The following is a 23,120-nucleotide window of genomic DNA, read 5'->3' as shown; positions in this document are numbered from 1 at the left end:
ATCAGTCCAGCTTCACGGCGTGCAGTGCGGAGAGCACGCTGCCCACCTGCATGAGCCGGCCGCCGTCACGCAGTGATCCGGCGTCGACCGGGGCGAACCCGATGTCGTCGAAGACCGCGTGGAAGTCGGCCTTGGCCCGGTCGTCGTCGCCGGCGTAGAACAGCAGCTGCCTGCCTTCCGCGTGCCGGGGATCGGCGGCGACGTACTGGGCGTAGAGGGTGTTGAAGGCCTTGACCACCCGAGCGCCCGGCGCCCGTGCCGCGACGAACTCGCTCGACGTCTCCACGCCGAGGTCCTCCACCGCGGGCGGCGCGAACCCGGAGTTGGTGGTGTCGACCAGAACCCGTCCGTCCCAGGAGGACAGACCGGCCAGGGCGTCGCCGACCCGCGGCCACGGCACGGTGAGGAACACCATGTCGGCGGTGGCCGCCTCCTCGGCCGTGGCGGCGCGGGCGAGCGGCCCGAGCCGGGTCACGACGTCGAGAATCGTGTCCGGGCCGCGGCTGTTGCTGAGCGTCACCTCGTGGCCAGCGGTGACGAGGTGGTGAGCGACGGCCTGCGCGATCGTCCCCGCGCCGATGGTTCCGAACCTCACGGCGGACTCCCTTCGCTTATTGATGACGTCCGACATCAATAACAATGATGATGCTCGACATCGTTGGGCTGTCAAGCGGGAGTCGCGCGTGGACAGGCGTTTTGATGATGCGTAACATCGCAAGTGGATGGCGTCGGCCCTGGTCGCACCAGGTGTCACGCGTCTCAGGGAGGTGGTCCACGTGCCCCGCATCACACAGGAGCAGAAGCGGCTCAACCGCGAGAAGATCGTCGGCGCGGCCGGCGAGGGCTTCCGGCTGCGCGGCATCGACGGCATCGGCATCGAGGAGTTGATGAAGTCCGCGGGCATGACGCACGGCGGCTTCTACAACCACTTCGCGTCGAAGGACGACCTCGCGCTCGCCGTTCTGCACGAGGGATTCACCGACTCGCTGGCCGCGCTGGAGGCCATCCGCGCGGCGCACCCGCGTTCGGCTCGCGCCGCCCTGCACGACATGGTCGACGGCTACGTCAACGCCCAGCACCGCGACCACCCGGAGATGGGCTGCGCCTCGGCCGCGCTCGTCTCCGACGTCGGCCGTCACGGCGCCGAGGCGCAGGCCGAGTACAAGCGCGGCCTCGACGGCTACTTCGGTGCCATCACCGAGATGCTGCTCGAACGGGCCCGTCAGTCGGGCGTCGACCTCACGCCCGCCGAAGCCCGGGAACGCGCCGTGACGCTCTTCAGTCAGATGGTCGGCGCGCTGATGGTGTCCCGCGCGGTCGCCGACGCGGACCCGGCCCTGTCCGACGAGGTCCTCGCGGTCAACCGCAAGCGCCTCAAGAAGTCATAGGGGCCTGCGTCGCCGAGGTCGGGGCGATCGCGGGGACGCTGAGGACTCAGGCGAGTATCTCCAGCAGGATGCGGTGCAGCTCGGTGCGATCGTGAGGGCTGATCTTCTTCAGCCTGCGGTCGAACTCCGTTGCCAGCGCGGTGAGTGCGCTGGTGCGAGCGGCCTCGCCGGCCGCGGTCAGGGCCAGGCGGTGGCGGCGCAGGTCGGCATCATCGATCTCGCGTCGCACGAACCCCTTCGCCACGAGATTGCGCACGTAGACCGTCATGGTCGCCTTGGGGATCACCAGCTTCGCGGCGAGCTCGGCCGGGTACGGCGACGCCGGCACCTCGGCGAGCACGAAGAACTCCTTTGGATCGACCCCCAGTGCGCTCAGCTCGGCGCTGCAGGCGTCCAGCACGACGGTCAGCAGGCGGTGGTTCAGCGTCCAGAGCTGGGCGGCGTCGACCGGCATGCGGGACCTCCCCTCAAGTGGTACCGTTCGGTACTAGTTCATAGTTGTACTAGATCGCTATTGTACTTGTTTCGTCCTGAACAACCACAGGGGAAGGTGCGCATCGGTGATCCGGCACATCACGATTCCGCGGGGACCTGTCGAGCTCTCCGCCGACCTTCATCTGCCCGTCGGGTTCGAGGACGCGGGACCGTTGCCCGCGGTGGTGCTCTCCACGCCCGGGAGCAGCGTGAAGGAGCAGATCGGCGCGAACTACGCCTCGCGCCTCGCCGCCAAGGGTCTCGCGGCGCTCGTGTTCGACCCTGCTCATCAGGGGCAGAGCGGTGGTGAACCGCGAGATCTCGAAGATCCGTACCGACGCGGCGAGGACATCTCGTACGCGATCGACGCGCTGAACACGACCGCTGGGATCGATCCTCACCGCATCGGAGTTCTCGGCATCTGCGCGGGAGGCGGGTACGCCGTGCACACCGCCCGGACGGATCACCGCATCAAGGCGGTCGGCACCGTGGTCCCCGGCAACATGGGTAACTCGTTCAGGAGTTTCCAGCCGGACGGCCCGGTGGCCGCGCTCGACGCCATGGCCATCGCGCGCGTGCAGGAGAACCGTGCCGGAGTGATGACGCGTCAGAACTGGCTGCCGGACACCTTGGAGGACGCGGCCGCCGCTGGTTTGACGGATGTCGACACCACCGACGCGATCACCTTCTACCGCACCGAGAGGGGCAGGAACGAGCACTCCACCAACCGGCGCCTCTCCCGCGGCGACTCGCTCCTGCTGGGCTACGACGCGTTCCACCTGGTCGACGAGCTCATGACCCAGCCGCTGCAGGTCGTCCTGGCGGGGCGCATCGGCAACACCGGCAGCTACGAAGCCGGCATGCAGCTCTGGAAACTGGCGCCGAACCCGGTTGATCTGCTGGTCGTCGAAGGTGCGGGTCACTACGAGATGTACGACGTGCCCGAGTACGTGGATGCCGCCGTGGACAGGCTGGCCTCCTTCTACGCCGAGTACCTGTGACCCTCTTGTGGCGTCACCAGGTCACGGCCGTGGTGCTCCGGTGCCGGCCAGTGCCGGGTCCGCCGGCAGCGTCCAGCCGCCGCCCCGGTCCTCCTTCGCGAAGCGGGCGGCCAGCTCGGGGAGGCGCAGGGCGCACGCGAGCGCGCCGGCCGTCTGGAACGCGCTGATCGCGAGCCGCGACACCGGCATGGCCACCCGCAGCAGGCGTGGGTTGACCTCGGCCTGGATCTCGTCCACGAAGGGCCGCAGCGTCCTGTCGTAGCTCGCCAGCGCGGCCGGCAGGTCGCCGGGGTGGCGGTGGATCTCGCCCGCCAGCACGTGCGCGCCGACCAGGCCGCCGGAGACGCCCATGCCGCTGTAGGGCGAGGCGCAGTGCGCGGCGTCGCCCAGCAGCGCCACGCGGCCCGACGACCAGGTGTCCGAACGGATCTGGACGATCTCCTGCGAGTAGAAGAACGGGCTGTCCGCCATTCCGGCGACGAAGCGCTCGGTCTGCCAGCCCGCGTCGCGGAACCGATCGGCCCAGAACGCCTGTTGCTGCTCCACGGGTGCGCGGTGGATCGCGGAGGCCTCCGCGGACTCCTCCCGCAGCACGAAGTACACCTGCGTCTCGGTCGGGTTGTGGCTGCGGCGCATGATCTGGCGGCCGCCCGGCACCATGCAGGTGTCCCGGATGTCGCCGTCGGACGCGATGCGCGGGACGAACCAGTACGCCATGTGGATGCCGAGGCTGTGCAACGGGTCGGTGCCCGCGGGCAGCAGCGCCTGACGGAGGCGCGACCCCTGGCCGTCCGCGCCGATCAGCAGGTCGTACTCACCGGTCGAGCCGTCGGAGAAGCGCGCGTGGACGGAGTGCTCGTCCTGGTCGAACCCGTCCACGCTCCTGCCGAAGACGTACTCGGTGTCGTCCTTCGTGGCGTCGTGGAGGATGCGCACCAGGTCGCCGCGCATGACCTCGTACTCCGACGTCAGGGTCTGCCTGCCCCGGCCGGACGTGTTGGCCATGATCGTCGCCCGCCGCCGGCCGCGGGTGTCGACGAAGGCGACGCCGGGCTCGTCCACCAGCGCGTCGCGGACGACGTCGAGCAGCCCCATCCGGCGGACGGCCTCGATGCCCTGACCGCGCAGATCGACCTGGGCGCCGGTGGCCCGCAGCGCCGGGAAGCGCTCGACGACGGTCACCTGGTGCCCGCCGCGGGTGAGCCAGAAGGCCGCCGCCGGCCCGGCGATGCCACCTCCGGCGACGAGGATCCGCAGGGGACGTGCTCCCGAAGACATGGCGGCTCCAAAATCTATCAGTGAATGGTTCCTTTCCGAGAGTCCTCTATCAGCGATAGGTTGTCAACGTGACCAAGATGAACCGCGAGACCGTCGTCGCCGAGGCGCTGAACCTGCTCGACGAGGTCGGGCTCGACGCCGTCAGCACGCGGCGGCTGGCGAAGCGGCTGGGCGTCGAGCAGCCGTCGCTCTACTGGCACTTCCGCACCAAGAACGACCTCCTGGCGGCGATGGCGGCGGCCGCGATGGAGCCCCACGCGGCGCAGGCGCTGCCGGAGCCGGGCGAGGACTGGCACGAGTGGTTCCTGGAGAACACCCGCAGCTTCCGGCGCACGCTGCTGGCGCGCAGGGACGGCGCCCGGCTGCACGCGGGCACCACCCCCGCCGGTGACCTCGACCGGATCCGCCGCAAGATGGAGTTCCTGGTCGCCGCCGGGGTGCCCGCGCACGACGCGGGGTTCGCGATGCTGGCCGCCGGCCGGTTCACGGTCGGCAGCGTCCTGGAGGAGCAGGCCGACCCCGGCGTCGCCGGGGAGATGCCGGCCGACGTCCCGGAGTTCAGTCACGAGCAGGCGTTCGAGGCGGGTCTCGCCCTCATCCTGGGCGGCCTGGAGCAGCGCGTCGTGGCGGCGGCCGCGAGCACGAACACGACGGCCTCGTAGACCATCGCGGCACCCATTGCCCCCGCGGCGTAGACCATTCCCGCCAGAGCTACGCCGAACGTGCCGCCCAGCTGTTGCGCCGTCGGCAACAAGCCCGACACCGAACTCGTCGCGTGCGCCGGCACCTGACGCAGGACCAGGGAGAACGCGGACGCGGTGAAGAGGCCGAAGGCGAAGCCACCCGCGGCGAGCACGGACCACAGGGCCGGTGCCGGGGCTGCGAGTGCGGGAACGACCAGCAGCGCGATCACGGCGAGGCTCCCGGACGCGGCAGCCAGGGCTCCTGCCCCGAATCGGCGTGCCGCTGCTTCGGCGAGCCCGCTTCCCACCAGGCCTCCGATCGCGTACGGCGCGACGGTCGCCGCCGTGACGAGCGGATCGAGGTGCAGTGCGCCTTGCAGGTGCAGGGACAGCAGCAGGCTGAACGACGGTATTCCCGCGTTGAACAGCAGCACCGCTCCGATTCCCCACCGCGTCGTGGCCGCGGACAGCGCGTCTGGATGCACCAACGGGTCGCGCACCCGTTTCTGCGAGAGGGCGAAGGCAGCGAGCAGCCCCGAAGCGACTGCCAGGCTGCACCACGTCCACGCCGCCCAGCCCGCCTCCTGGCCGAGGGTCAGCGGCAGCACCAGCAAGGCCAGGCCCGCCAACGACAACGCGGACCCGACCGGATCCACCCGGCTTGCTCCTGCTCCACGTTCGTCCGGAAGGAACCGGAACAGCGCCAGCGCGACGATTCCGACCGGTACGGGCAGACCCAGCGCCATGCGCCAGCCGAGCCCGAACGGGTCGAAGTGCAGCAGGACGCCACAGCACAACGGTCCGGCGAGCGACGCGATGGCCATCGTGGCGCCGTAGCGGCCGAGCACCCGCGCTCGGTGGCCGGGAGCTACCGCGGTCTGGATCAGCGACAGGATCTGCGGCGCCACCACCCCGCTGCCGATGCCCTGGACCAGTCTGGCGAGCACGAGCGCCTCGACGCCAGGTGCGAGGGTCGCGGCCAGCGAGCCGAGGGTGAACACGCCGGTGCCGAGGACGAACAGGCGCCGGTAGCCGTATCGGTCGCCGAGCCGGGCGGCGGTGATCAGCGTGCAGGCGTAGGTCAGCGTGTACCCGGCGAGCGCGAGCTGAGCCGCGCCCGGCCCGGCGGCGAGGTCGTGGCGGATCCGCGGGACCGCCAGCTGCATGACGGTGACGCTCATCAGCTGAACGAACGTGCCCGACAGCAGCACGGCCAGTGCAGCCGGTCTCATCGCTGCTTCGCGATCCGGGCGAGCAGCTCGGCGAGCTCGTCGGGCCGGGTCAGGAACGGCGAGTGCCCGCCGGGCAGGGAGTGCACCGTGAACGGGTTGTCCGGGGTCGTGCGGTCGGCTTCGGCGATCATCAGGTCCTGAGTGGACGGAGGGAGCGCGAGGTCGCCGGTCAGCCGGACGTAGCTGCGGGCGACCCGTCCCCACCGGCCGGGGGTGACCGTGAACTCGCCGGTCAGCGACGCCAGAGGCTCGTCGGGGTGCAGGGTGAGCCGCCAGCCGTGGAGGTCGGCGGGCCAGTCGTCGAGGAACGCCCGCCGGATCATCTCGATCTCGGCGGGGTCGGAGGAGAGCGGGTTGATCCGGAACGCGCCGATGGCCTCGGGGTCGCCGGTGCGGGGCACCTGCACGGCGCCGGCGTTGCACGGGTCGGTGACGTAGTCGCCGAAGCGGGGCCGGCCGGCGGGCACGAAAGCGGACAGGTAGACGAGGTGGTCGACCAGTTCCGGACGCTGTTCCACCGCGGCCGATGCGGGACCACCACCCGCGCTGTGCGCGACGAGCAGCACTCGGTCGAACCGGCGGCGGATCTGGGCGAGGTCGGCGACCAGGGCGTCGACGAGCGCGTCGGTGGTGAGCCCGGCGAGCGCCGACGGTTCCGCGGCCAGACCTGGTTGCCCGAGTTCCAGATAGCCGGAGGGCAGCGGTGCCGACGCACCGTGGCCGGGAAGGTCGAGAGCGACGCCGGACAGCCCTCGCGCCGCGAGCGCGCGCAGGGTCGCGGTCCAGTGCAGGGACGAATGCCAAGCGCCGTGCACGAACACGATGACGGTGGGCTCGTTCATGACTACCTCTCGGAGCGACTGCGGGACAGGTCCCAGCTCATCCGCTCACGAGGCCGTCATCCAGTTTCATATCTGAACAGGGGTGCCGCGATATCTTCTACGTATGATGCGCGGAGTGGAAGCCCGTCACCTCCGGTACGCCATCGCCTTGGCCGAACATCAGCACTTCGGCCGTGCGGCCGCGTCCCTGGGCATCGCACAACCGCCTCTGTCCGCGCAGATCGCCGCGGTCGAGCGCGAGGTCGGGCAGCGCCTGTTCGACCGCACGCCACGAGGGGTTTTCCCGACCGCGGCCGGCACGGCCTTCCTGGAGCGGGCCCGGCGGGCACTGGACGAGATCACCGCGGCCTCGGTCGACGCCGGCCGGGCCGGACGCGGCGAAACCGGGCTGCTGCGGATGGGCTTCATCGGCTCGGCCCTGCTCGACCCGCTGCCCGGCGTGCTGGGTCGTTTCCGCAAGAGCCGACCGGAGGTACGGCTCGACCTGCGCGAGATGAGCAGTCCGGAGGCAGCGGCCGCACTCGTCGCCGGGGAGCTGGACGTCGCCGTCGGCCGCGGCAACCCGCGCGGCGCTGGAGCGGAACGTCTCGTCACGGTGCCGATCGGGGTCGATCACCTCGTCGCCGTCGTGGCCGCCTGCCACCCCTTCGCAGGGCGGGACGAAGTCACCTTCGAGCAACTGGCCGCCGAACAGCTGATCATCTCCGCTCCTGACCAGGAGCCGGCGGTGGCCGCTCATCTGCGCGGCATGTTCGCCTCCGACGCCGGGGCGCTGGCATCGGCCACGACGTCACGGGATGTGCACACGATCGTCGGCCTCGCCTCGTGCGACGTCGGAGTCGGCCTCGGACCGGCACGCATGCGGCTGATCACCCGCAAGGACGTCTGGTTCTGCGACGTCACGCCGCGTTTTCGCCTACCGGATCTGCAACTGTCGTTCCGGGCGGACGACACCTCCCCGGTGCTGGCCGCGTTTCTCGACGTCGTCCGCGCGAACTGTCAGGACGTCGGCTCTCGCCTGGACGAGATCCTCGCGCGGCACGCCGGCTGGTGAGGGGGAAGGCGGCAGCCTGCTGGAACGGAACTTCAGCGTGGTGTGCCGGTCTGGGCGAGGTTCCACGGCCCGCGGGGGAGTTGGGCGGGCAGTGGCCGGCCGCGGTCGGTGCGCATGATGGTGTAGAGCGAGCGGATCTCGGCCAGTCGTTGTGCCGCGGTCACCGCCGGTCCGGCCGGGGTCCAGGGAGAACGGGCCTGGCCGAGGACGAGTTCGGCGAGGCTGTGGGCGATGCCCGCGTGTCCGTGCGTGCCGGGGTGGACGCGGTCGATGGACCACATCCGCGGCGCGTGGGTGCGTTCGTCGTGCCACAGGTCGTGCATGAACGCGTCGTGCTCGGCCGCGATCGTGCGCACGTGGTCGTTGACGAGCTGGAACCGTGAGCGGGTCGCCTGGTGCAGGCGTGCGGGTCCGGGCCAGCGGCGGGTGATGTCCGGCAGGGTCGCCATGACGATCCGCGCGCCGGCGCCGGACAGGGCCGCCACCGTCTGCCGCAGCACGCGGCCCACCGCGGCGCCGTCGAAGCCGTGACGGTCGAACGCGTCGTTGGCGCCGACCATGACGCTCGCCAGGTCGGGTTTGAGCCGCAGTGCCTGCTCGAGCTGGTGCTCCAGGACGTGCTGGGCGTGCCATCCGCGGACGGCGAGGTTGTCGTAGCGCAGCCCGGGCCACGCGTGGTCGAGCTCGCCGGCCAGGACGTCGGCCCAGCCGCGCAGCGTGCCGTCGAGCCGGGGGTCGCCGACCCCCTCGGTGAGGCTGTCGCCGAGCGCCACGAACCGCCGCACGGGCTGAGTACCGTTAACCATACTCAGCAAGGTAGCGGAACTCTCCGGAGCGCTGCACGACAGCGGCGCTCGCGGACGCCAGGTGCCGGTGCATGTGACACAGTGCGCGCATGCAGCAGCACCGCGCGCACGACCCGACCGAGGCCGCGGACCCGCCGTGGAACCGCGACGCGTGGCTGCTGGAACCGGACTCCGTGCAACGGGCGCTCGACACGCTCGTGCCGCGCAGCGCGGGGCAGGTCGTGCGTGAGGCGTTCTACGGCATCCGGCGCTTCGACGACTTCCGCCGCCACACGGGCCTGACCCCGGGAGTGCTGTCCGCACGCCTGCGCGACCTGACCGACCAGGGCATCCTGACCAAGGTCGCCTACCACGACACCGGCTCCCGCGGCCGCCACGAGTACCGCCTCACCGACAAGGGACGGGACCTGGCCGCCGCGATCATCAGCCTGCTGAACTGGGCCGATCGCTGGCTTCCCGCTCCCGGCGGACCCACCGTCGTGCTCACCCACCACGGCTGCGGCGCGTCGATCCGAACCGAGATCCGCTGCGCGCACGACCACGCCGTGGACAGCCTCGGCGACATCCAGGCGGCCCCCGGGCCCGGTGCCTGCGCGCGGTGATCCTCGCGGGCGCATCGGCTTGCCGGATCGCGGGGACTGCGCCTAGGGTCGGCCGCGACGTGCGAAAGTCACTGCCCGGTAGGTAGTCCGGGTGACGCGTGAGCGTTCGTGCAAGTACCTGTGACCAGGTCACCAGTGCGTCCTTTGTCGACCATCGATCAAAGGACGTGTCCGACTTGAAGGTTCTCATCATCGGCGCCGGTCTCGGCGGCCTCACCCTCGCCCACGCGCTCCGCGGGCGCGGCATCGACGTCGCCGTCTTCGAACGCGACGCGAGTCCGTGGGACCGGCCCCAGGGCTATCGCCTGCACCTCGACTCCGACGGGCTCGACGCCCTCCGCGCAGTGCTGACGGCCGAGCTCCGCGCCGTGTTCGAGGCGACGGCACAACGCACCGAACCGTTCACCACGATCCTCGGCACCGACCTCTCCGTCGTCAAACGCCTGCCGGAGAGCGGCGAACACCGGAACGTCGACAGGGCGACGCTGCGGCAGATCCTGCTCGCGGGAATGGACGACGTGGTGCGGTTCGGCTGGGGCCTCACGTGCTACGAGAGCGATGAAACCGGTGTGACCGCCCATTTCGCCGACGGGTCGACGGCGCGAGGTGATGTGCTGGTCGGAGCGGACGGCATTCGCTCGGTCGTGCGCGATCAGCACGCACCGCAGTGCGACACCGTGGATGCCGGGATCACCGCGATCTACGGACGCGTGGCGGTCCCGGTCGCGGAGCCGTTGACGCCCGCCGAGACGCTCACGGACATCTTCACCATCGCCTCGGACGAGCGGAAGGTCTTCCTGGGGCTCGGCTCCGTGCGGTTCCCGGTGGCACCCGGCGAGGCCGCTCGTCGGCACGCGCCCGGAATCTCCCTGCGTGATCAGGAGGACTACGTCGTGTGTGTTGTCGGCGGCCGTCACGAACACTTCGACGGCGTGCGCGACCTCGGCGCGCACGCACTCCGCGGGGCGGCGACCGATGTCCTCCGCGCTTGGCCCGGCCGTGCCGCCGAACTCGTCAGCCGCGCGGACCCCGGCTCTTTCTTCTCGGTGCGGATGTGCACCAGTGTGCCGGCCGGGCTGGACGCCCCGGCGAACGTCACTCTGCTCGGCGACGCGATCCACGCCATGACACCGACACTCGGTCGCGGGGCGAACATCGCGATGCGCGACGCCGCCCTGCTCGGCCGCGCCCTTCAGTCCGTTGTGGACGGACGGATCGACCTTTCCCTGGCGCTGGCGGACTACGAGCGGGAGGAGCTGGCCGGCTACGGGTTCTCCGTCGTCAGGGAAGCCGCGCGGATCGGAGAACAGCGGATGGGCCAGAAGCCTCTGCGAGGCTGAACCTGTCGGTCAGGGCCTGCCGGAAGGGTTCGTGTCAGAGCTTTGTCAGCGCCGTGCCCGAGCCTTGTCCACGGGCACGGCGTTCGCGCTGTCCCTGAACCAGGACGAGCTTTTGACCGAAACGGAAAAGACCGCATGAACACGAAGTGGAAGACCCAGAGCGCCGCCACGGCGCTGGCGACCTTCGCCGTCCTCGGCTGCCTGACGTCGAGCGCGACGCAGGCTTCGGCCGCGCCGCTGCCCGTCGTCAACATGGAGGCCGCCGTCCTCGCCGCGCAGATCGATCCCCGGCGCGCGGACGACACGCTGACACCGGGTGCCAAGGAGTCCGTGCTGGCCGTCGAGCGGGCGCTCCAGGCGCGCGACCTGCTGGACGCCCGCTGGGTCGACGGCTACTTCGGCACCACGACCGTCACGGCGTACGCGGCCTACCAGCGTTCGCTCGGCTACACCGGGCTGGCCGCGAACGGGTTGCCCGGCGCGAGTTCGCTGGCCGCGCTGGGGCAGAACCGGTTCACCGTCTCCCACGTGCTCAAACCGGGCCCGAAGGTGCAGCGGGACGGGTACGTCGTCGACACCCGCACCCAGGCGATGCTCGCCGAGGCCGAACGTCTGCTGGGGCGTCGCCTCGTGCTGTCGCAGGGGTCGTACAACCCCGGCGGCGACCCGACCTCAGCCGGTACTCACGACGGCGGCGGCGTCGTGGACATCAAGGTCGACGGCATGTCCGCCGACGTCCGCACCGCTGCCGCCCGTGCGTTGCGCCAGGTCGGTTTCGCCGCCTGGGTTCGCAGCCCGTCCCAGGGCGACTGGCCGTGGCACATCCACGCCGTGGCGATCAACGACACCGACCAGGCCACCCAGGCCCAGAACCAGGTCGGTGACTACTACCTCGGCCTCAACGGTCTCGCCAATCACCGTCCCGACGACGGGCCCCGCGTCCCGATCCGGACGTGGGAGGAGTACCAGCGCGCACGCTGACCAGGATCCCGGGCCCGGTGCCGGTCAGGCGACCGGCCAGTGGCGCAGTGCGGCGTCGGCGAGTTCCTGGAGCTCGTCGCCGCTGACACCACCGGCCGCCTGCACGGCGATGCCGGCCTGCAGGGTGTGGACGTAGCGAGCGAGCAGGCCGGGGTCCGCGTCCGGGGGGAGATCGCCTTCGTCGACGGCGCGCTGGAACCGTTCGCGGATGCGGGTGTGGCCGTTGTTGCGCCAGTCCGCGAGGAGCTCGCGGATCTCCCGGCCCGCGTCGCCGGTGGCCAGGGCCGCCTGCACGCCGAGGCACCCGTGCGGCTGGTCCGGGCAGGTCGTCGTCCGGACGGAACCGGTCAGCAGCGCGGTGGCGACGTCGAGCGCGGTGGGCGCAGCCAGGGCCGCCACGACGTACGCGCTGGGGCCCTCGTCGTAGCGCTGGAGGGCTTGGCGGAACAGCTGTTCCTTGTTGCCGAAGGTCGCGTACATGCTGGCCGTGGAGATCCCCATCGCCTCGGTCAGGTTGGCCAGGCTCGCGCCCTCGTAGCCGCGTTCCCAGAAGACCAGCAGGGCACGGCCGAGCGCCTCGTCCGCGTCGAACGCCCGCGGCCGTCCCGTCGCCCGGCGTCGTGTCTTGTCCACGCGGCCAGGCTACCTCTTTTTGGATCGATCGATGCAGAACGTGCTACGGTCGAGTTCTGCATCGATCGCTCCAAAACTGGGCCGAGTCGCGCACGAGAAGAGGAACCTGATGTCCCACACCGAGTTGCGCGGCTTCTACCTGCGCTACCTCGACGAGCTCAACGCTCACCGGTTCGAGCGGATGGACGAGTTCATCGCCGAGCGCACGACGTTGAACGGCGAGCCGGCGACTCGCGACGACCTGCTCGCGGTGCAGAAGGCGGACGTGGACGCGGTGCCGGACCTGCACTGGGAGCTCCAGGAGCTGCTCTTCGACGGCGACCGGCTGGCCGCACGCCTGGTCAACACGGGCACTCCGGCCAAGGAGTGGCTCGGCGTCGCGCCTTCAGGGTCGTCGTTCGAGATCACCGAGTACGCCGTCTACGAGGTCCAGGACGGACTGTTCGTGCACATGACGGCCCTGCGCGACGCCGTCGAGCTGCGCCGCCAGCTCACCCTCTGACTCGCCACACCCTCAGGGAGAACCATGACCATCACGCTTGTCACCGGGGCCAACAAGGGCATCGGGTTCGAGACCGCAAGGCAGCTCCTCGCGTTGGGCCACACCGTCTACATCGGTGCGCGGGACGCCGAACGAGGCGAGAAGGCCGCGGCCGACCTCGGCGCGCGCTTCGTGCAGCTCGACGTCACCGACGACGCCTCGGTCAGCAGGGCACTGGAGGCGATCGCGGCGGAGGAGGGGCGGCTCGACGTCCTGGTGAACAACGCCGGCGTCCTGGCCAACGAGGCACTCGACGGCCCGGCGGCCTTGCGGGCGTTCGACGTCAACGCGGTCGGGATCGTCCGCGTGACCGAGGCCGCGCTTCCGCTGCTGCGCGAGTCGGCCAACCCCGTCGTGGTCACCGTGTCGAGCAGCATGGGGTCGTTCGGCGTCGTCACCGATCCCGAGCGACCGGAGTACGCGATGCCTCTCGCGCTCTACGCGGCGTCCAAGTCGGCGGCGACCATGCTCACCGTTCAGTACGCCAAGGCTCATCCGGGCATCAGGTTCAACGCGCTCGAACCCGGCACGACGGCCACGGACATGACCGCGGCGTTCGGGATCGGGCGGCCGGTGTCGGACAGCGCCGAGGTCGTCGTGCGCCTCGCGACCATCGGTGCTGACGGCCCGACGGGGACGTTGCAGGACGAGAACGGCGTTCTGCCTTGGTGATGGGGGTGGGATCACGCCGGGTGTTCACGCCACGGGGACCCACTCCGTCTTGACCGTGACCGAGTCGAGCGCGTCCGGCAGCGGCGTCACGCCCAGGCCCGGGCCGGTCGGCACGGTCAGGTGGCCGTCCGCCAGCACGAACGGCTCGGTGACGTCGAGTTGGTAGTAGCGGTCGGACGCCGAGGTGTCGCCGGGCAGGGTGCAGCCGGGCAACGCCGCCAGCGCCACGTTCGCCGCCCGGCCGATGCCCGTCTCGAGCATGCCGCCGCACCACACCGGGATGTTGTGGGCCGCGCAGACGTCGTGGATGCGGCGCGCCTCCAGGTAGCCGCCCACCCGGCCCGGCTTGATGTTGACGATCTGGCACGCGCCGAGCTTGATCGCGTCGGCCGCCGAGGACGCCGAGGTGATCGACTCGTCCAGGCAGATCGGGGTGCGCACCACCTTCGCGAGTTCGGCGTGGGCCAGCAATTCCTCCTCGTCCAGCGGTTGTTCGATGAGGAGCAGGTCGAACGGGTCGAGGCGGGCGAGGTGGCGGGCGTCGCCGAGGGTGTAGGCGGTGTTGGCGTCCACCTGCAGCAGGATGTCGCCGAACCGCTCGCGGACGGCGCGGACCGGCTCCACGTCCCAGCCCGGTTCGATCTTCAGCTTGATCCGCTGGTAGCCCTCGGCGAGGTAGCCGTCGACGGCGTCGAGCAGTTCGGGGATCGAGTTCATGATGCCGACGGACACTCCGCACGGGACTCGGTCGCGGACCGCGCCCAGCTCACGGCCGAACGACACGCCGCGTGCGCGCAGTTCGGCGTCCAGGACGGCCATCTCCAGCGCTGCCTTGGCCATCCGGTGGCCGCGGAACCTGTGCAGCCTGGGGGCCACCGCGATGCCGTCGATCGGGCCGGTGAGTGCCGGGACCAGGAAGCGGCGCAGCACGTCGGCGCTGCCTTCCAGGTACTCCGACGAGTACACCGGGTCGGCCATCGTGACGCACTCGCCCCAGCCCTCGCCCTCGTCCGTGACGGCGCGCAGCAGTAGTAGCTGGCGCACGGTCTGCGTGCCGAACGAGGTGCGGAACGGCGACCTCAGCGGCATCTCGACCCAGCGGATCTCCACCCCGGACAGCTTCACTGCGTGCTCCTCTCCAGTACGTACCAGCCGGCCTTGTCGAACCCGGTGACGCGGGCGCCCTCGGCCAGCAGGCCGCCCAGCACCTCCCGCACGGCGTGCCGCCACTCGCGCGCCGCGGCCGGGTTCGTGGTCCGCAGCGTTTCGATGTCGGGCGGCACGGCGACCAGAACCGTTGTGCCGGAAGCACTTCCTCGCACCGGCAGGCCGTCGCTGATGTCCAGGGCCACCGCACCGCGAGCGGTGACGGCTCGTGGCACCACCGGGTCGGTGATGCGCCAGCTGACCAGCAGGCGGTCGGACTCGACGCCCGCGTTGATGCCGTCGTGCATGTCGCCGTAGAAGTCCGGCAGGTACTCGGTCGCGTCGGCGGCCAGCTTGGCCAGGTTGAAGTGGGCGTTGCGGCGGACCAGCGGGTCGAACGTCCAGGTGATCTCGGTCAGGCCGCGGTCCAGCGCCCACTGGCGTTGGTCGAGTTTCAGGGCCAGGCCCACGGCGCGGCCGCGCGTTTCCGCGGCCACACCGGCGATGTGGCTGTGCAACGAGCGTGCGGCGGGCGGCGAGCAGAAGCCCGCGCACGCGCCGACCAGCACGTCGCCGTCGAACGCGCCCGCCACGTAGTTGCCCGCCTTGGTCATCGCGCGCAGCAGCTCGGCGGTGACCGGGGGAGTGTCGCCCTGCCAGATCGACTCGAAGAGTCGTTGGGTGGCGAGGAGATCCGCGTGTGCGGTGAGCTGCCGGACCACCACGCCCTGCGCCACCAAGGTCATGTCAGCTCCTTCACGAGTGCGGCCAGCAGGTCGGTGCGCGGGCCGATCTCCGACACCAGCACGTGTTCGTTCTCGGCGTGGGCGCCGCCGCCGACCGCGCCCAGGCCGTCGAGCGTCGCGATGCCCAGCCCCGCGGTGAAGTTGCCGTCCGACGCGCCGCCGACCGCCGCCTGGGTGATGCCGGGCAGGAGCCGTTCCGCCCGTGCGAACAAGTCGGTGGACGCGGACGGCTCCATCGGCGGCCGGTTCGGGCCGCCCGTCACCTCGACCTCGGAGCCGTCGAGGACCGGCCGCAACGCCCTCATGTCGTCGTCGACCCGCTGCTGCTCGGCGAGGGTCCGCACGCGCACGTCGATCATGAACCTGCCCTGCGCCGGAACGGTGTTGGTGGTCGTACCGGACGACAGCACGGTGGGCACGACGGTGGTGCCCAGCGCCGGGTCGGCCAGCCGGGCGACGGCGAGGATCTGGTGCGCGGCTTCGACGGTGGCGTTGACGCCGCGTTCGGGTTCCAGGCCGGCGTGCGCGGCGCGGCCGTGCAGCGTGACCTCGTACATCGACGTGCCCTTGCGCTCGGTCTTCAGGGCGCCGTCCGCCGAGCCCTCGGTGACCAGGACGGCCTGGTGCACAACGGCTTCCGTCTCGATCAGCTCGCGCGACGACGGTGAGCCGATCTCCTCGTCGCCGGTGACGAGGATCGTCGTGCCGTCGGGACACCCGGCCGCCGCGACGGCGTGGAAGATCATCGCGAGGCCCGTCTTCATGTCGAAGCAGCCGGGGCCGCGCAGCACGCCGTCCACGACGCCGAACGGGATGCGCGCCAGCGTGCCGATCGGCCACACCGTGTCGTGGTGGCCGAGCAGCAACACCTTGCGCGGCCCCGAACCCAGCCTCCAGCGCAGGTGCGTGCGGCCGTCGAGCACGATCCGTTCGGGCTCGGCACCCAGCAGCGCGGCGCCGACCGCAGCCGTGACCTCCGCGCTGCGGGCTACGGCGGCCAGGTCGTGGGACGGCGACTCGCAGGACACGAGCCGCTCGATGTCGGTCAGCAGGTCCATGTCAGGACACCTTCGGTGTGGAGCGGAAACCCGAGTAGAGGTACGGCTCGCCGCCGGGCAGCGAGTAGAAGACGACGGCGTTCCAGGCCTTGTCCTGCGGCCACCGGTAGAGGAAGACGGTGTCGGAGAACGGGACCAGGTCGACGATCTCCGGCTTCGGGACGACGTCGGCGAACGTGCCGGTGGGCGTCGTGTCCAGCTGGAGCCCGTTGTCTCCCAGCGTGATGTCGAAGCGCAGCGAGGCCCGTTCGTACCGGCCGACGTGCTTCGCCAGGTCGACCGAGGGCGGTTCGGCCGCGGGCTTGCGCGCCTGGGGAACGGCGATGCCGGCCAGGTCGGCGAAGATCTCCCGGAACAGCTCGACGTACAGCTCGCGCGAAGTGTCCACATTGGTCAGCAGGGTGACCGCGAGGTCGTGCTCGGGTGCGATGAGCAGGTACGCGGACTGGCCGACCGTGTTGCCGTCGTGGCCGATCAGCCGGTCGCCGTCCCAGCCGAACCGGATCCAGCCGAGCCCCCACGAGTCCGCGAGCCCACCGCTGTCGGGCAACGTCACCTGCTCCGACGTCATCACTGCCGCCGACTTCTCCGACAGGACCCGCGTGCCGTCGTGGGCCAGGCCGCCGTCGAGGTGCATCCGCGCGAACGTGAGCACGTCACCGGTGGAGGCGAAGATCGTGCCGGCCGGGCCCATGGCCCTGGGCAACGGCATCCAGACCTTCGCCACCTCCTGTTTGCCCTCGTGCGTCACGTGGCTGTTGGCGGCGCGGTGCAGCACCGCCTCCTCGGGCAACGTGCCGGTGTGCGTCACACCGAGAGGAGTGAAGAGCCGCTCCCGGATCGCCTCGTCCCAGGTCTTGCCGGTGAGCTTCTCGATCACCCGGCCCGCCAGCGCGAAACCCGCGTTGCAGTAGGAGAACGTGACGCCCAGCGGGTGGTTCTGGGCCGCGTCGCCGAGCACGTCGGCGTAGCGCTCCAGGCAGTCGTCGCCGCGGCCGGTGTCGGTGAAGTTGTCGCCGTCGATGCCGCTGGTGTGCGTGAGCAGGTGCCGCATGGTCACGGGTTCGGCGAGCCTGAGCTCGGGCAGCACGTCCTTGACCGGCGCGTCGAGGTCCAGCAGACCCTCGTCGACGAGCTGCATCACCACCGTGGCCGCGTACACCTTGGTCATCGACCCGATCTGGAACACCGCGTCGTTCGTGACCTCGACCCCGATCGTGCGGTTCAGCACGCCGTGGCAGGCCTGGGCGATCTCGCCGCCGCGGTCGATGCCGAGCACCGCGCCAGGCACGTCGTGCTTCTTCGCGAGAGCGGAAAGCCTGCGCTGCCAGTGCTTCGCGTCGAGCGGCTTGCGCTTCTCGACGTGCTCGCGCACCCAGTCGACCACGCGCCGGTTGAAGTCCTCGCGGTGCGATGGCTTGCCGCTCAGGACGAACAGGTGCGACTCGCCCGGGTAGAGCGCGAGCTTCGTGGGAACGCCGTTGCGGCGCAAGGCGGTGAACCACTGCTCGGCCTGGCCGACGGGACAGCGGGCGTCGTCCACGCCGTGGTAGATCAGCGTGGGCGTGCGCACGTCGTCCACGCGCGTGAGCGGCGACTGGTCCGCGAACCGTTCCGTGCCGCCGAATTCGACCTCGGTCAGGTAATGACCGCCGTCGGACGTCCCGGCCATGCTGGTCAGGTCGCTGACGACTCCTCCGGCCACGGCCGCGGCGAATCTGGTGTCCCGGCTGGTCAGGTAGCACGTCATGTAGCCGCCGTAGCTGTAGCCGGTGACGGCGAGCTTCGCCGGGTCGGCCAGCCCCTCGGCGACGAGCTGGTCGATCGGTTCGAGGAAGTCCTTCGCGTCGGACTTGCCCCACTCGCCGACCGTCGCCCGGTAGAACGCCTCGCCGTAGCCGTCGCTGGCCCGCGGGTTGACCATCAGCACCGCCCAGCCCTCGCGCACGAGCGCCTGCTGGTAGTGGCGGACCGAGTCGGCCGCGCCGTTCCACGCGTTGTGCGGGCCGCCGTGGATGTCGAGCAGCAACGGCAGCGGGCCGCTGCGGGCGGGGTCGCGGACGATCCAGCTGTGCACGATGGTGCCGTCCGAGATCGTGAACTCGCGTTCCTCGCGGACGAAGAGCTCCGGGCTGTTGTGTCCGGTGTGGACGGTGACCTCGCCGGTGCTCAGGTCGATCGTGGCGACCTCGCCGTACGAGGTGGGCGTGCTCAGCACGGTCGCGGCCGTGTTCCCGGCGACCGACAACCCCGACACGACCCGGTCCCCGCCGCCCAGGACCAGGCGCAGGCCGTCGTCGTCCACGGCGTAGAGCTGGGAGCAGCCGCGGTCGCGGGCGCAGAAGTACGTGGTGCCGCCGACCTGTGCCGGCCGTCCGCCGGGGTAGGCGGGTGCGCCGGGCAGGACGTTGCGGTCCAGCGGCGCCGAGAGGTTCGTGACCTCTCCGTCGAGCGTCAGGCGCAGCAGGTGGAGGTGACCGGCCTCGACGGTCTCGCGTCCGACGACGAGCAGGCCGCCGCCGGTCCACGTCACGGACTCGGCGTACCCCTCGGCCAGCCCGACGAGCCGCGGCTCCGTGCCGTCGGCGTCGACCACGTGGACGGGCCACCGGTAGGAGAGGTCCGCGTTCTCGTCTGCGGGTGCCGTGAACGCGATCTTCGTGCCGTCCGGGGACCAGGTGGGCGTCGCCGCGTTCCAGTCGCCGGAGGTCAGCTGACGGACCTCGCGCGTCTCCACGTCGAGGACGTGCAGGTGGGAGCGCACCCCGCGCAGGTAGCCCGCCCCGTCGGCCTTGAGGTCGAGCCGGGACGTGACGATCGGCGCCCCGGCGTCCGCGAGGTCGACCGGCGCCGCGAAGACGATCTTCGTGCCGTCCGGGCTCCACAGCGGAGCGCCCGCGCCGAGCGGCAGGTCGGTGAGCCGCTCGGGTTCGCCGTCGAGCAGCCACACCTGGGCCGGGCCGTCCTGGGCGCGCAGGAACGCGAGCCTGCCGTCCGCCGACCACGCCGGCGAGGTGTCGGCGGTGCCCCTGGTCAGCTGCTTCGGCTTGCCGTCCTTCAGCCGCCAAAGAGCGCGTTCGTCGCGGTCGTCCTCGCGGTTCGTGGTGCGCAGGACGTAGACGACCTCGGTGCCGTCGGGTGAGATGGCGGGCTGTTCCGGCAGTGCGTGGCCGTACAGGTCCTCGATCTTCGTCATGGTGTCCGTGATCCCCCTACTCCACCAGTCCGGTCCTTCTCACCCTGCCAGGAACGCTAGGTCCGGTGTCGGCCTCTTGGTTCGTCGTGGCCGACGAACCAGGCCTCCAAGATCTGTCCGCGCCGACGAGGTGGAGCAGGCTCTACCTCGGTCCCGGCAGCCTGCGTGATCGTGTCCCGGGTGCCCGCGAAATTAGGTTCTTGGCCAGAAGTCGTTGCGAGCCAAGGAGAACGTGATGAGGGCAGACGCGCTGTCGCTGCAGGCGGTGCGGAAGGTGTACGGCTCGGGCGGCGGAGCCGTCACCGCGCTGGACGGGATCACCGTGAGCGTCCGGAAGGGCACGTTCACCGCCGTGATGGGACCGTCCGGTTCGGGCAAGAGCACCTTCCTGCACTGCGCGTCGGGCATGGACCGGCCGACGTCGGGCCGCGTGCTGCTCGGCGACACCGACCTCGGCGGCCTGAAGGAGACGGCGCTGACGCAGGTGCGCCGCGACCGGATCGGGTTCGTGTTCCAGGCCTACAACCTGCTGCCGTCGCTGACCGTCGAGCAGAACATCACGCTGCCGCTACGGCTGGCGGGACGGTCGGCGGACCGCGGCTGGCTGGGCGAGATCGTCCGCAGGGTCGGCCTCGACGGACGGCTCGACCGGCTGCCCGCCGAGTTGTCGGGCGGTCAGCAGCAACGCGTGGCGATCGCCCGCGCGCTGGTCGCGCGACCCGAGGTGGTGCTGGCCGACGAACCGACCGGCGCGCTCGACTCCCGGACCGCGCAGCAGGTGCTGGGGCTGCTGCGGTCCATCGTGGACGAGATGGGGCAGACCGTGCTGATGGTGACGCACGACCCGGTGGCCGCGTCGGCCGCGCACAGCGTGTTGTTCCTGGCCGACGGACGGCTGGCCGGCGAGCTCGTGGCGCCGACGCCGGAGAAGGTCGCCGAGCGCATGACGCACCTCGGGGAGTGGTGAGCCGTGCTGACTCTCGCCTGGCAGACCGTCAAGGCCCGGACCAGCGGGTTCATCGGTGCCTTCGTCGCCGTGCTGTGCGGGACCGCGCTCGTCGCGGCCTGCGGGATCCTGCTGGAGTCGGGGCTGCGCGGGGGAGTGCCGACCCAGCGCTACGCGGCCGCCGACGTGGTCGTCACCGGCGACCGGACCGTGCGGCCGCCCGGTGGTGACGTCCTCGCGTTCGAGCACGCCGCCGAGCAGCCGTCCATTCCGGCCTCGCTGGTCGCGAAGATCGCCGCCGTGCCGGGCGCGAAGGCGGTGGCGGAACGGACGTTCCCCGCCGTCGTCGTGGGGCCGTCGGGACAACCGGTCGCCTCGAAGCCCGTGTTCGGGCACGGCTGGAACTCCGCCGTGCTGGCGCCGTTCACGCTGAAGGAAGGGACCGCGCCCCAGGGCGGCTCGGTGGTGCTGGACTCGGCGCTCGCGGCCGAGGCCGGGGTGCGGGTGGGCGACGAGGTCCGGGTGATGACCCGGTCGGAGCCCGTGACCTATCGCGTGGCCGGTGTCGCCGAGTCCGCCGGGGTGGCGCGGCAGGCGTCGGTGTTCTTCAGCGCCGAGAAGGCGGTCGAACTCGCCGGCGGCCCTGACCGGGTGAGCGCCATCGGCGTGATCGGGGCGGATGCCGGCCGGATCTCCGAGGTGCTGGCCGGGGACCACGTCACGGTGTCGGCCGGGCCTGACCGCAGTGCGGCCGAGTTCGACGACGTCAGCCGGACCAAGTCGATCCTCGCGATCCTGGCCGGGTCGTTCGGCGGGTACGCGATCCTGGTGGCGATCTTCGTCGTCGCGAGCACGCTGGCCCTGACCGTCGAGCAACGCCGCCGGGAGTTCGCGCTGCTGCGGGCGGTCGGTGCCACGCCACGGCAGGTGCGCAAGTTGATCGGCGTCGAGACCACGGTCGTGTCCGTGGTGGCTGGTGTGCTGGGCAGCCTGCTGGGGATCGGCGTCGGGTACGGGCTGCGGGACGCGTTCGCGCGGATCGGTGTGGTGCCGGCCGACTTCGAGTTGTCGATCAGCCCGATTCCGCTGGTCGCGGCGTTGCTGATCGGGGTGGGCGCGGCGCGGCTCGCGGCCTGGAGCGCGTCCCGGCGGCCGTCGTCGATCAACCCCGTCGAGGCGTTGGGGGAGGCCGCCGTGCAGCGCAAGGACGTCGGCCGCGTGCGGCTCGCGATCGGGTGGGTGCTGGTCGTGCTGGGGCTCGGGGCGAGCGGTGTGCCGTTGTTCCTCGGCGGCCAGATCGGCGCGGCGATGGCGGTCATGGCGGCGTTGGTGCTGATCATCGGGCTGACGCTGACCGGGCCTCGGGTGGTCGGGGCGGCGGTGCGGTGGATCGTGCCGGTGCTCGGCCGGTTCGGGGTGAGCGGGTTCCTGGCGTCGGCGAACGTGTCGCGCAACTCGCGCAGGCTCGCGGCCGCGGTGACGCCGTTGATGCTCGCCGTCGGCTTCCTGGTGGTGAACTTCTACAGCCAGACGACGCTGACAGCGGCCGTCGCGCAGCAGACCGAGCAGTCGATCACCGCGGCGCGGGTGATCACCGGTGTGACGGGGGTGCCGGCCGAGGTCGCGCAGCAGGTCGGCGGCACCTCGCTGGTGCGGACGCAGGTGATCACCTCGTCGCGGACCGGGGACAGCGTCGAGGTGCAGAGCCGTCCCGCCACCGGGCTCGGCGCGGCGACCGGGGTGGACCTCGGGGTCGTGTCCGGCAGCCTCGACGACCTGAAGGCGGGCACGGTGGCGTTGAGCGCCGGGCACGCGTCGTGGGAGGACAAGTCGGTCGGGGACGACGTCGAGTTCTGGTTCGCGGACGGCCAGCAGGCTCGGTTGAAGGTCGTCGCGACGTTCGACCACGACCTGGCGTTCGGCGACTACGTGCTGTCTGCCGCTGACGCCCGTGCGCACACCACGTCCGGATTGGACAGCGCGGTGCTGGTGGGCTCGGCGGACGTCGACGCGGTCGTGAGCCGGTATCCGGGGTTGCAGGTGACCGAACGGGTGGCGGCGCGGGAACGCGGCGAGGAGCGGACCCAGTTCCTGCTGAACCTGGTCGCGGTCGGCGTGATCCTCGGGTACGTGGCGATCTCGGTGTCGAACACGCTGGTGATGTCCACGGCCGCGCGGCGCCGGGAGTTCGCTCTGCTGCGGCTCGTCGGCACCGGACGGCGGCAGATCGTGCGGATGATGCGGACCGAGGCGTTGCTCACCGCCGGGCTCGCGCTGGTGCTCGGATCGCTGGTGGCGGCCGTGCCGCTGGTGCTGCTGTCGCTGGGGCTCACCGGGAGCCCGGTGCCGTCCGGTGCGGCGGGCGTGTGGCTCGGCGCGCTCGGCGGAGCGGTGCTGCTGGGGGTCGTGTCGGTGGCGGTGTCGACGCGGTTGTCGTTGCGCGGCAAGCCGATCGACACCATCGGCACGCGGGAGTGACGAAGAAGGCCACCCGGACCGGG

22 protein-coding genes are annotated in these 23,120 nt (G+C 71.1%); 11 read left to right on the top strand and 11 right to left on the bottom strand.

The features are described from left to right. Position 1 precedes the first annotated feature (1 nt). Positions 2-595 carry an NADPH-dependent F420 reductase gene (locus ACFWNN_RS36830; protein WP_382444577.1) on the bottom strand — a complete coding sequence of 198 codons (594 nt, stop codon included), beginning with the start codon at positions 593-595 and terminating at the stop codon, positions 2-4. Positions 596-776: 181 nt separating this feature from the next. Here ACFWNN_RS36830 and ACFWNN_RS36825 point away from each other — a divergent pair, with 181 nt between their 5' ends. Further along, positions 777-1,388 carry a TetR/AcrR family transcriptional regulator gene (locus ACFWNN_RS36825; protein ID WP_382444576.1) on the top strand — a complete coding sequence of 204 codons (612 nt, stop codon included), beginning with the start codon at positions 777-779 and terminating at the stop codon, positions 1,386-1,388. Positions 1,389-1,434: 46 nt separating this feature from the next. On the opposite strand, the gene ACFWNN_RS36820 is transcribed toward ACFWNN_RS36825, so the two are convergent. Continuing rightward, positions 1,435-1,842: a MarR family winged helix-turn-helix transcriptional regulator gene (locus tag ACFWNN_RS36820; protein ID WP_382444575.1), complete on the bottom strand. Its 408-nt coding sequence runs from the start codon at positions 1,840-1,842 to the stop codon at positions 1,435-1,437. A gap of 106 nt (positions 1,843-1,948) precedes the next feature. On the opposite strand from ACFWNN_RS36820, the gene ACFWNN_RS36815 reads away from it, so the two are divergent. After that, positions 1,949-2,863, top strand: coding sequence for an alpha/beta hydrolase (locus tag ACFWNN_RS36815; RefSeq protein WP_382444574.1), 915 nt, complete (start codon positions 1,949-1,951; stop codon positions 2,861-2,863). A 21-nt stretch (positions 2,864-2,884) separates the two neighbouring features. On the opposite strand, the gene ACFWNN_RS36810 is transcribed toward ACFWNN_RS36815, so the two are convergent. Further along, entirely contained in the window at positions 2,885-4,141 is a 1,257-nt protein-coding gene (locus ACFWNN_RS36810; RefSeq protein WP_382444573.1) for an FAD-dependent monooxygenase, read from the bottom strand. 77 nt (positions 4,142-4,218) lie between these two features. Here ACFWNN_RS36810 and ACFWNN_RS36805 point away from each other — a divergent pair, with 77 nt between their 5' ends. After that, positions 4,219-4,803: a TetR/AcrR family transcriptional regulator C-terminal domain-containing protein gene (locus ACFWNN_RS36805; protein WP_382444586.1), complete on the top strand. Its 585-nt coding sequence runs from the start codon at positions 4,219-4,221 to the stop codon at positions 4,801-4,803. Here the strand turns inward: ACFWNN_RS36805 and ACFWNN_RS36800 are convergent. Both ACFWNN_RS36800 and ACFWNN_RS36795 read right to left on the bottom strand, forming a co-directional pair. Next, positions 4,704-6,056 (bottom strand): MFS transporter, encoded by a 1,353-nt coding sequence (locus ACFWNN_RS36800; RefSeq protein ID WP_382444572.1) that lies wholly within the window; start codon positions 6,054-6,056, stop codon positions 4,704-4,706. The two genes, ACFWNN_RS36805 and ACFWNN_RS36800, sit on opposite strands and share 100 nt — an antisense overlap. Continuing rightward, the gene (locus tag ACFWNN_RS36795; protein ID WP_382444571.1) at positions 6,053-6,898 is read right to left on the bottom strand and encodes an alpha/beta fold hydrolase; all 846 of its coding nucleotides are present in this window, start codon (positions 6,896-6,898) and stop codon (positions 6,053-6,055) included. Before ACFWNN_RS36795 ends, ACFWNN_RS36800 begins: the two co-directional genes overlap by 4 nt. 106 nt (positions 6,899-7,004) lie before the next feature. Between ACFWNN_RS36795 and ACFWNN_RS36790 the strand changes: the two genes are divergently transcribed. Next, complete coding sequence (locus tag ACFWNN_RS36790) at positions 7,005-7,952, top strand: LysR family transcriptional regulator (RefSeq protein ID WP_382444585.1); 948 nt, start codon at positions 7,005-7,007, stop codon at positions 7,950-7,952. A 32-nt stretch (positions 7,953-7,984) separates the two neighbouring features. Here ACFWNN_RS36790 and ACFWNN_RS36785 read toward each other — a convergent pair whose 3' ends face one another. Then, a complete protein-coding gene (locus ACFWNN_RS36785; protein WP_382444570.1) occupies positions 7,985-8,758 on the bottom strand; it encodes an SGNH/GDSL hydrolase family protein in 774 nt (257 codons plus the stop codon). Positions 8,759-8,847: 89 nt separating this feature from the next. Here ACFWNN_RS36785 and ACFWNN_RS36780 point away from each other — a divergent pair, with 89 nt between their 5' ends. From ACFWNN_RS36780 to ACFWNN_RS36770, 3 genes are all read left to right on the top strand, one after another. Further along, the gene (locus tag ACFWNN_RS36780) at positions 8,848-9,360 is read left to right on the top strand and encodes a winged helix-turn-helix transcriptional regulator (RefSeq protein ID WP_382444569.1); all 513 of its coding nucleotides are present in this window, start codon (positions 8,848-8,850) and stop codon (positions 9,358-9,360) included. A gap of 167 nt (positions 9,361-9,527) precedes the next feature. Next, positions 9,528-10,700: an FAD-dependent oxidoreductase gene (locus ACFWNN_RS36775; RefSeq protein WP_382444568.1), complete on the top strand. Its 1,173-nt coding sequence runs from the start codon at positions 9,528-9,530 to the stop codon at positions 10,698-10,700. Between the two features lie 135 nt (positions 10,701-10,835). Beyond that, positions 10,836-11,681, top strand: a complete 846-nt coding sequence (locus tag ACFWNN_RS36770; protein ID WP_382444567.1) for a peptidoglycan-binding protein — start codon at positions 10,836-10,838, stop codon at positions 11,679-11,681. Positions 11,682-11,705: 24 nt separating this feature from the next. Here ACFWNN_RS36770 and ACFWNN_RS36765 read toward each other — a convergent pair whose 3' ends face one another. Then, positions 11,706-12,314 (bottom strand): TetR/AcrR family transcriptional regulator, encoded by a 609-nt coding sequence (locus ACFWNN_RS36765; protein WP_382444566.1) that lies wholly within the window; start codon positions 12,312-12,314, stop codon positions 11,706-11,708. A gap of 109 nt (positions 12,315-12,423) precedes the next feature. On the opposite strand from ACFWNN_RS36765, the gene ACFWNN_RS36760 reads away from it, so the two are divergent. Both ACFWNN_RS36760 and ACFWNN_RS36755 read left to right on the top strand, forming a co-directional pair. Beyond that, positions 12,424-12,816, top strand: a complete 393-nt coding sequence (locus ACFWNN_RS36760) for an ester cyclase (protein WP_382444565.1) — start codon at positions 12,424-12,426, stop codon at positions 12,814-12,816. 24 nt (positions 12,817-12,840) lie between these two features. Further along, positions 12,841-13,527 (top strand): SDR family NAD(P)-dependent oxidoreductase, encoded by a 687-nt coding sequence (locus ACFWNN_RS36755; RefSeq protein WP_382444564.1) that lies wholly within the window; start codon positions 12,841-12,843, stop codon positions 13,525-13,527. A 24-nt stretch (positions 13,528-13,551) separates the two neighbouring features. Here ACFWNN_RS36755 and menC read toward each other — a convergent pair whose 3' ends face one another. The 4 genes from menC to ACFWNN_RS36735 are packed head-to-tail and all read right to left on the bottom strand — an operon-like array spanning position 13,552 to position 19,673. Next, positions 13,552-14,652 (bottom strand): o-succinylbenzoate synthase, encoded by a 1,101-nt coding sequence (menC, locus tag ACFWNN_RS36750; protein WP_382444563.1) that lies wholly within the window; start codon positions 14,650-14,652, stop codon positions 13,552-13,554. Then, positions 14,649-15,419, bottom strand: coding sequence for a GNAT family N-acetyltransferase (locus tag ACFWNN_RS36745; protein ID WP_382444562.1), 771 nt, complete (start codon positions 15,417-15,419; stop codon positions 14,649-14,651). Before ACFWNN_RS36745 ends, menC begins: the two co-directional genes overlap by 4 nt. Further along, positions 15,416-16,477, bottom strand: coding sequence for a M20 family metallopeptidase (locus tag ACFWNN_RS36740; RefSeq protein WP_382444561.1), 1,062 nt, complete (start codon positions 16,475-16,477; stop codon positions 15,416-15,418). The genes ACFWNN_RS36745 and ACFWNN_RS36740 overlap by 4 nt, the downstream gene beginning before the upstream one ends. A gap of 1 nt (position 16,478) precedes the next feature. Then, positions 16,479-19,673: an LpqB family beta-propeller domain-containing protein gene (locus ACFWNN_RS36735; protein ID WP_382444560.1), complete on the bottom strand. Its 3,195-nt coding sequence runs from the start codon at positions 19,671-19,673 to the stop codon at positions 16,479-16,481. A 235-nt stretch (positions 19,674-19,908) separates the two neighbouring features. On the opposite strand from ACFWNN_RS36735, the gene ACFWNN_RS36730 reads away from it, so the two are divergent. Together ACFWNN_RS36730 and ACFWNN_RS36725 are read left to right on the top strand one after the other, a co-directional pair. After that, complete coding sequence (locus ACFWNN_RS36730) at positions 19,909-20,640, top strand: ABC transporter ATP-binding protein (protein WP_382444559.1); 732 nt, start codon at positions 19,909-19,911, stop codon at positions 20,638-20,640. Positions 20,641-20,643: 3 nt separating this feature from the next. After that, positions 20,644-23,097, top strand: coding sequence for an ABC transporter permease (locus ACFWNN_RS36725; RefSeq protein ID WP_382444558.1), 2,454 nt, complete (start codon positions 20,644-20,646; stop codon positions 23,095-23,097). Positions 23,098-23,120 lie beyond the last annotated feature (23 nt).

This window comes from Lentzea sp. NPDC058450, assembly GCF_042721395.1.
In the GTDB taxonomy this organism is placed as follows: Bacteria; Actinomycetota; Actinomycetes; order Mycobacteriales; family Pseudonocardiaceae; genus Lentzea.
This window is presented reverse-complemented; position numbering and strand designations above follow the sequence as displayed.

Coding starts and splice junctions, on each gene's coding strand:
- ACFWNN_RS36820 (WP_382444575.1), bottom strand. CDS start 1,842: ATGCCGGTCGACGCCGCCCAGCTCTGGACGCTGAACCACCGCCTGCTG.
- ACFWNN_RS36810 (WP_382444573.1), bottom strand. CDS start 4,141: ATGTCTTCGGGAGCACGTCCCCTGCGGATCCTCGTCGCCGGAGGTGGC.
- ACFWNN_RS36805 (WP_382444586.1), top strand. CDS start 4,219: ATGAACCGCGAGACCGTCGTCGCCGAGGCGCTGAACCTGCTCGACGAG.
- ACFWNN_RS36800 (WP_382444572.1), bottom strand. CDS start 6,056: ATGAGACCGGCTGCACTGGCCGTGCTGCTGTCGGGCACGTTCGTTCAG.
- ACFWNN_RS36795 (WP_382444571.1), bottom strand. CDS start 6,898: ATGAACGAGCCCACCGTCATCGTGTTCGTGCACGGCGCTTGGCATTCG.
- ACFWNN_RS36790 (WP_382444585.1), top strand. CDS start 7,005: ATGCGCGGAGTGGAAGCCCGTCACCTCCGGTACGCCATCGCCTTGGCC.
- ACFWNN_RS36785 (WP_382444570.1), bottom strand. CDS start 8,758: ATGGTTAACGGTACTCAGCCCGTGCGGCGGTTCGTGGCGCTCGGCGAC.
- ACFWNN_RS36780 (WP_382444569.1), top strand. CDS start 8,848: ATGCAGCAGCACCGCGCGCACGACCCGACCGAGGCCGCGGACCCGCCG.
- ACFWNN_RS36770 (WP_382444567.1), top strand. CDS start 10,836: ATGAACACGAAGTGGAAGACCCAGAGCGCCGCCACGGCGCTGGCGACC.
- ACFWNN_RS36760 (WP_382444565.1), top strand. CDS start 12,424: ATGTCCCACACCGAGTTGCGCGGCTTCTACCTGCGCTACCTCGACGAG.
- ACFWNN_RS36755 (WP_382444564.1), top strand. CDS start 12,841: ATGACCATCACGCTTGTCACCGGGGCCAACAAGGGCATCGGGTTCGAG.
- ACFWNN_RS36745 (WP_382444562.1), bottom strand. CDS start 15,419: ATGACCTTGGTGGCGCAGGGCGTGGTGGTCCGGCAGCTCACCGCACAC.
- ACFWNN_RS36740 (WP_382444561.1), bottom strand. CDS start 16,477: ATGGACCTGCTGACCGACATCGAGCGGCTCGTGTCCTGCGAGTCGCCG.
- ACFWNN_RS36735 (WP_382444560.1), bottom strand. CDS start 19,673: ATGACGAAGATCGAGGACCTGTACGGCCACGCACTGCCGGAACAGCCC.
- ACFWNN_RS36730 (WP_382444559.1), top strand. CDS start 19,909: ATGAGGGCAGACGCGCTGTCGCTGCAGGCGGTGCGGAAGGTGTACGGC.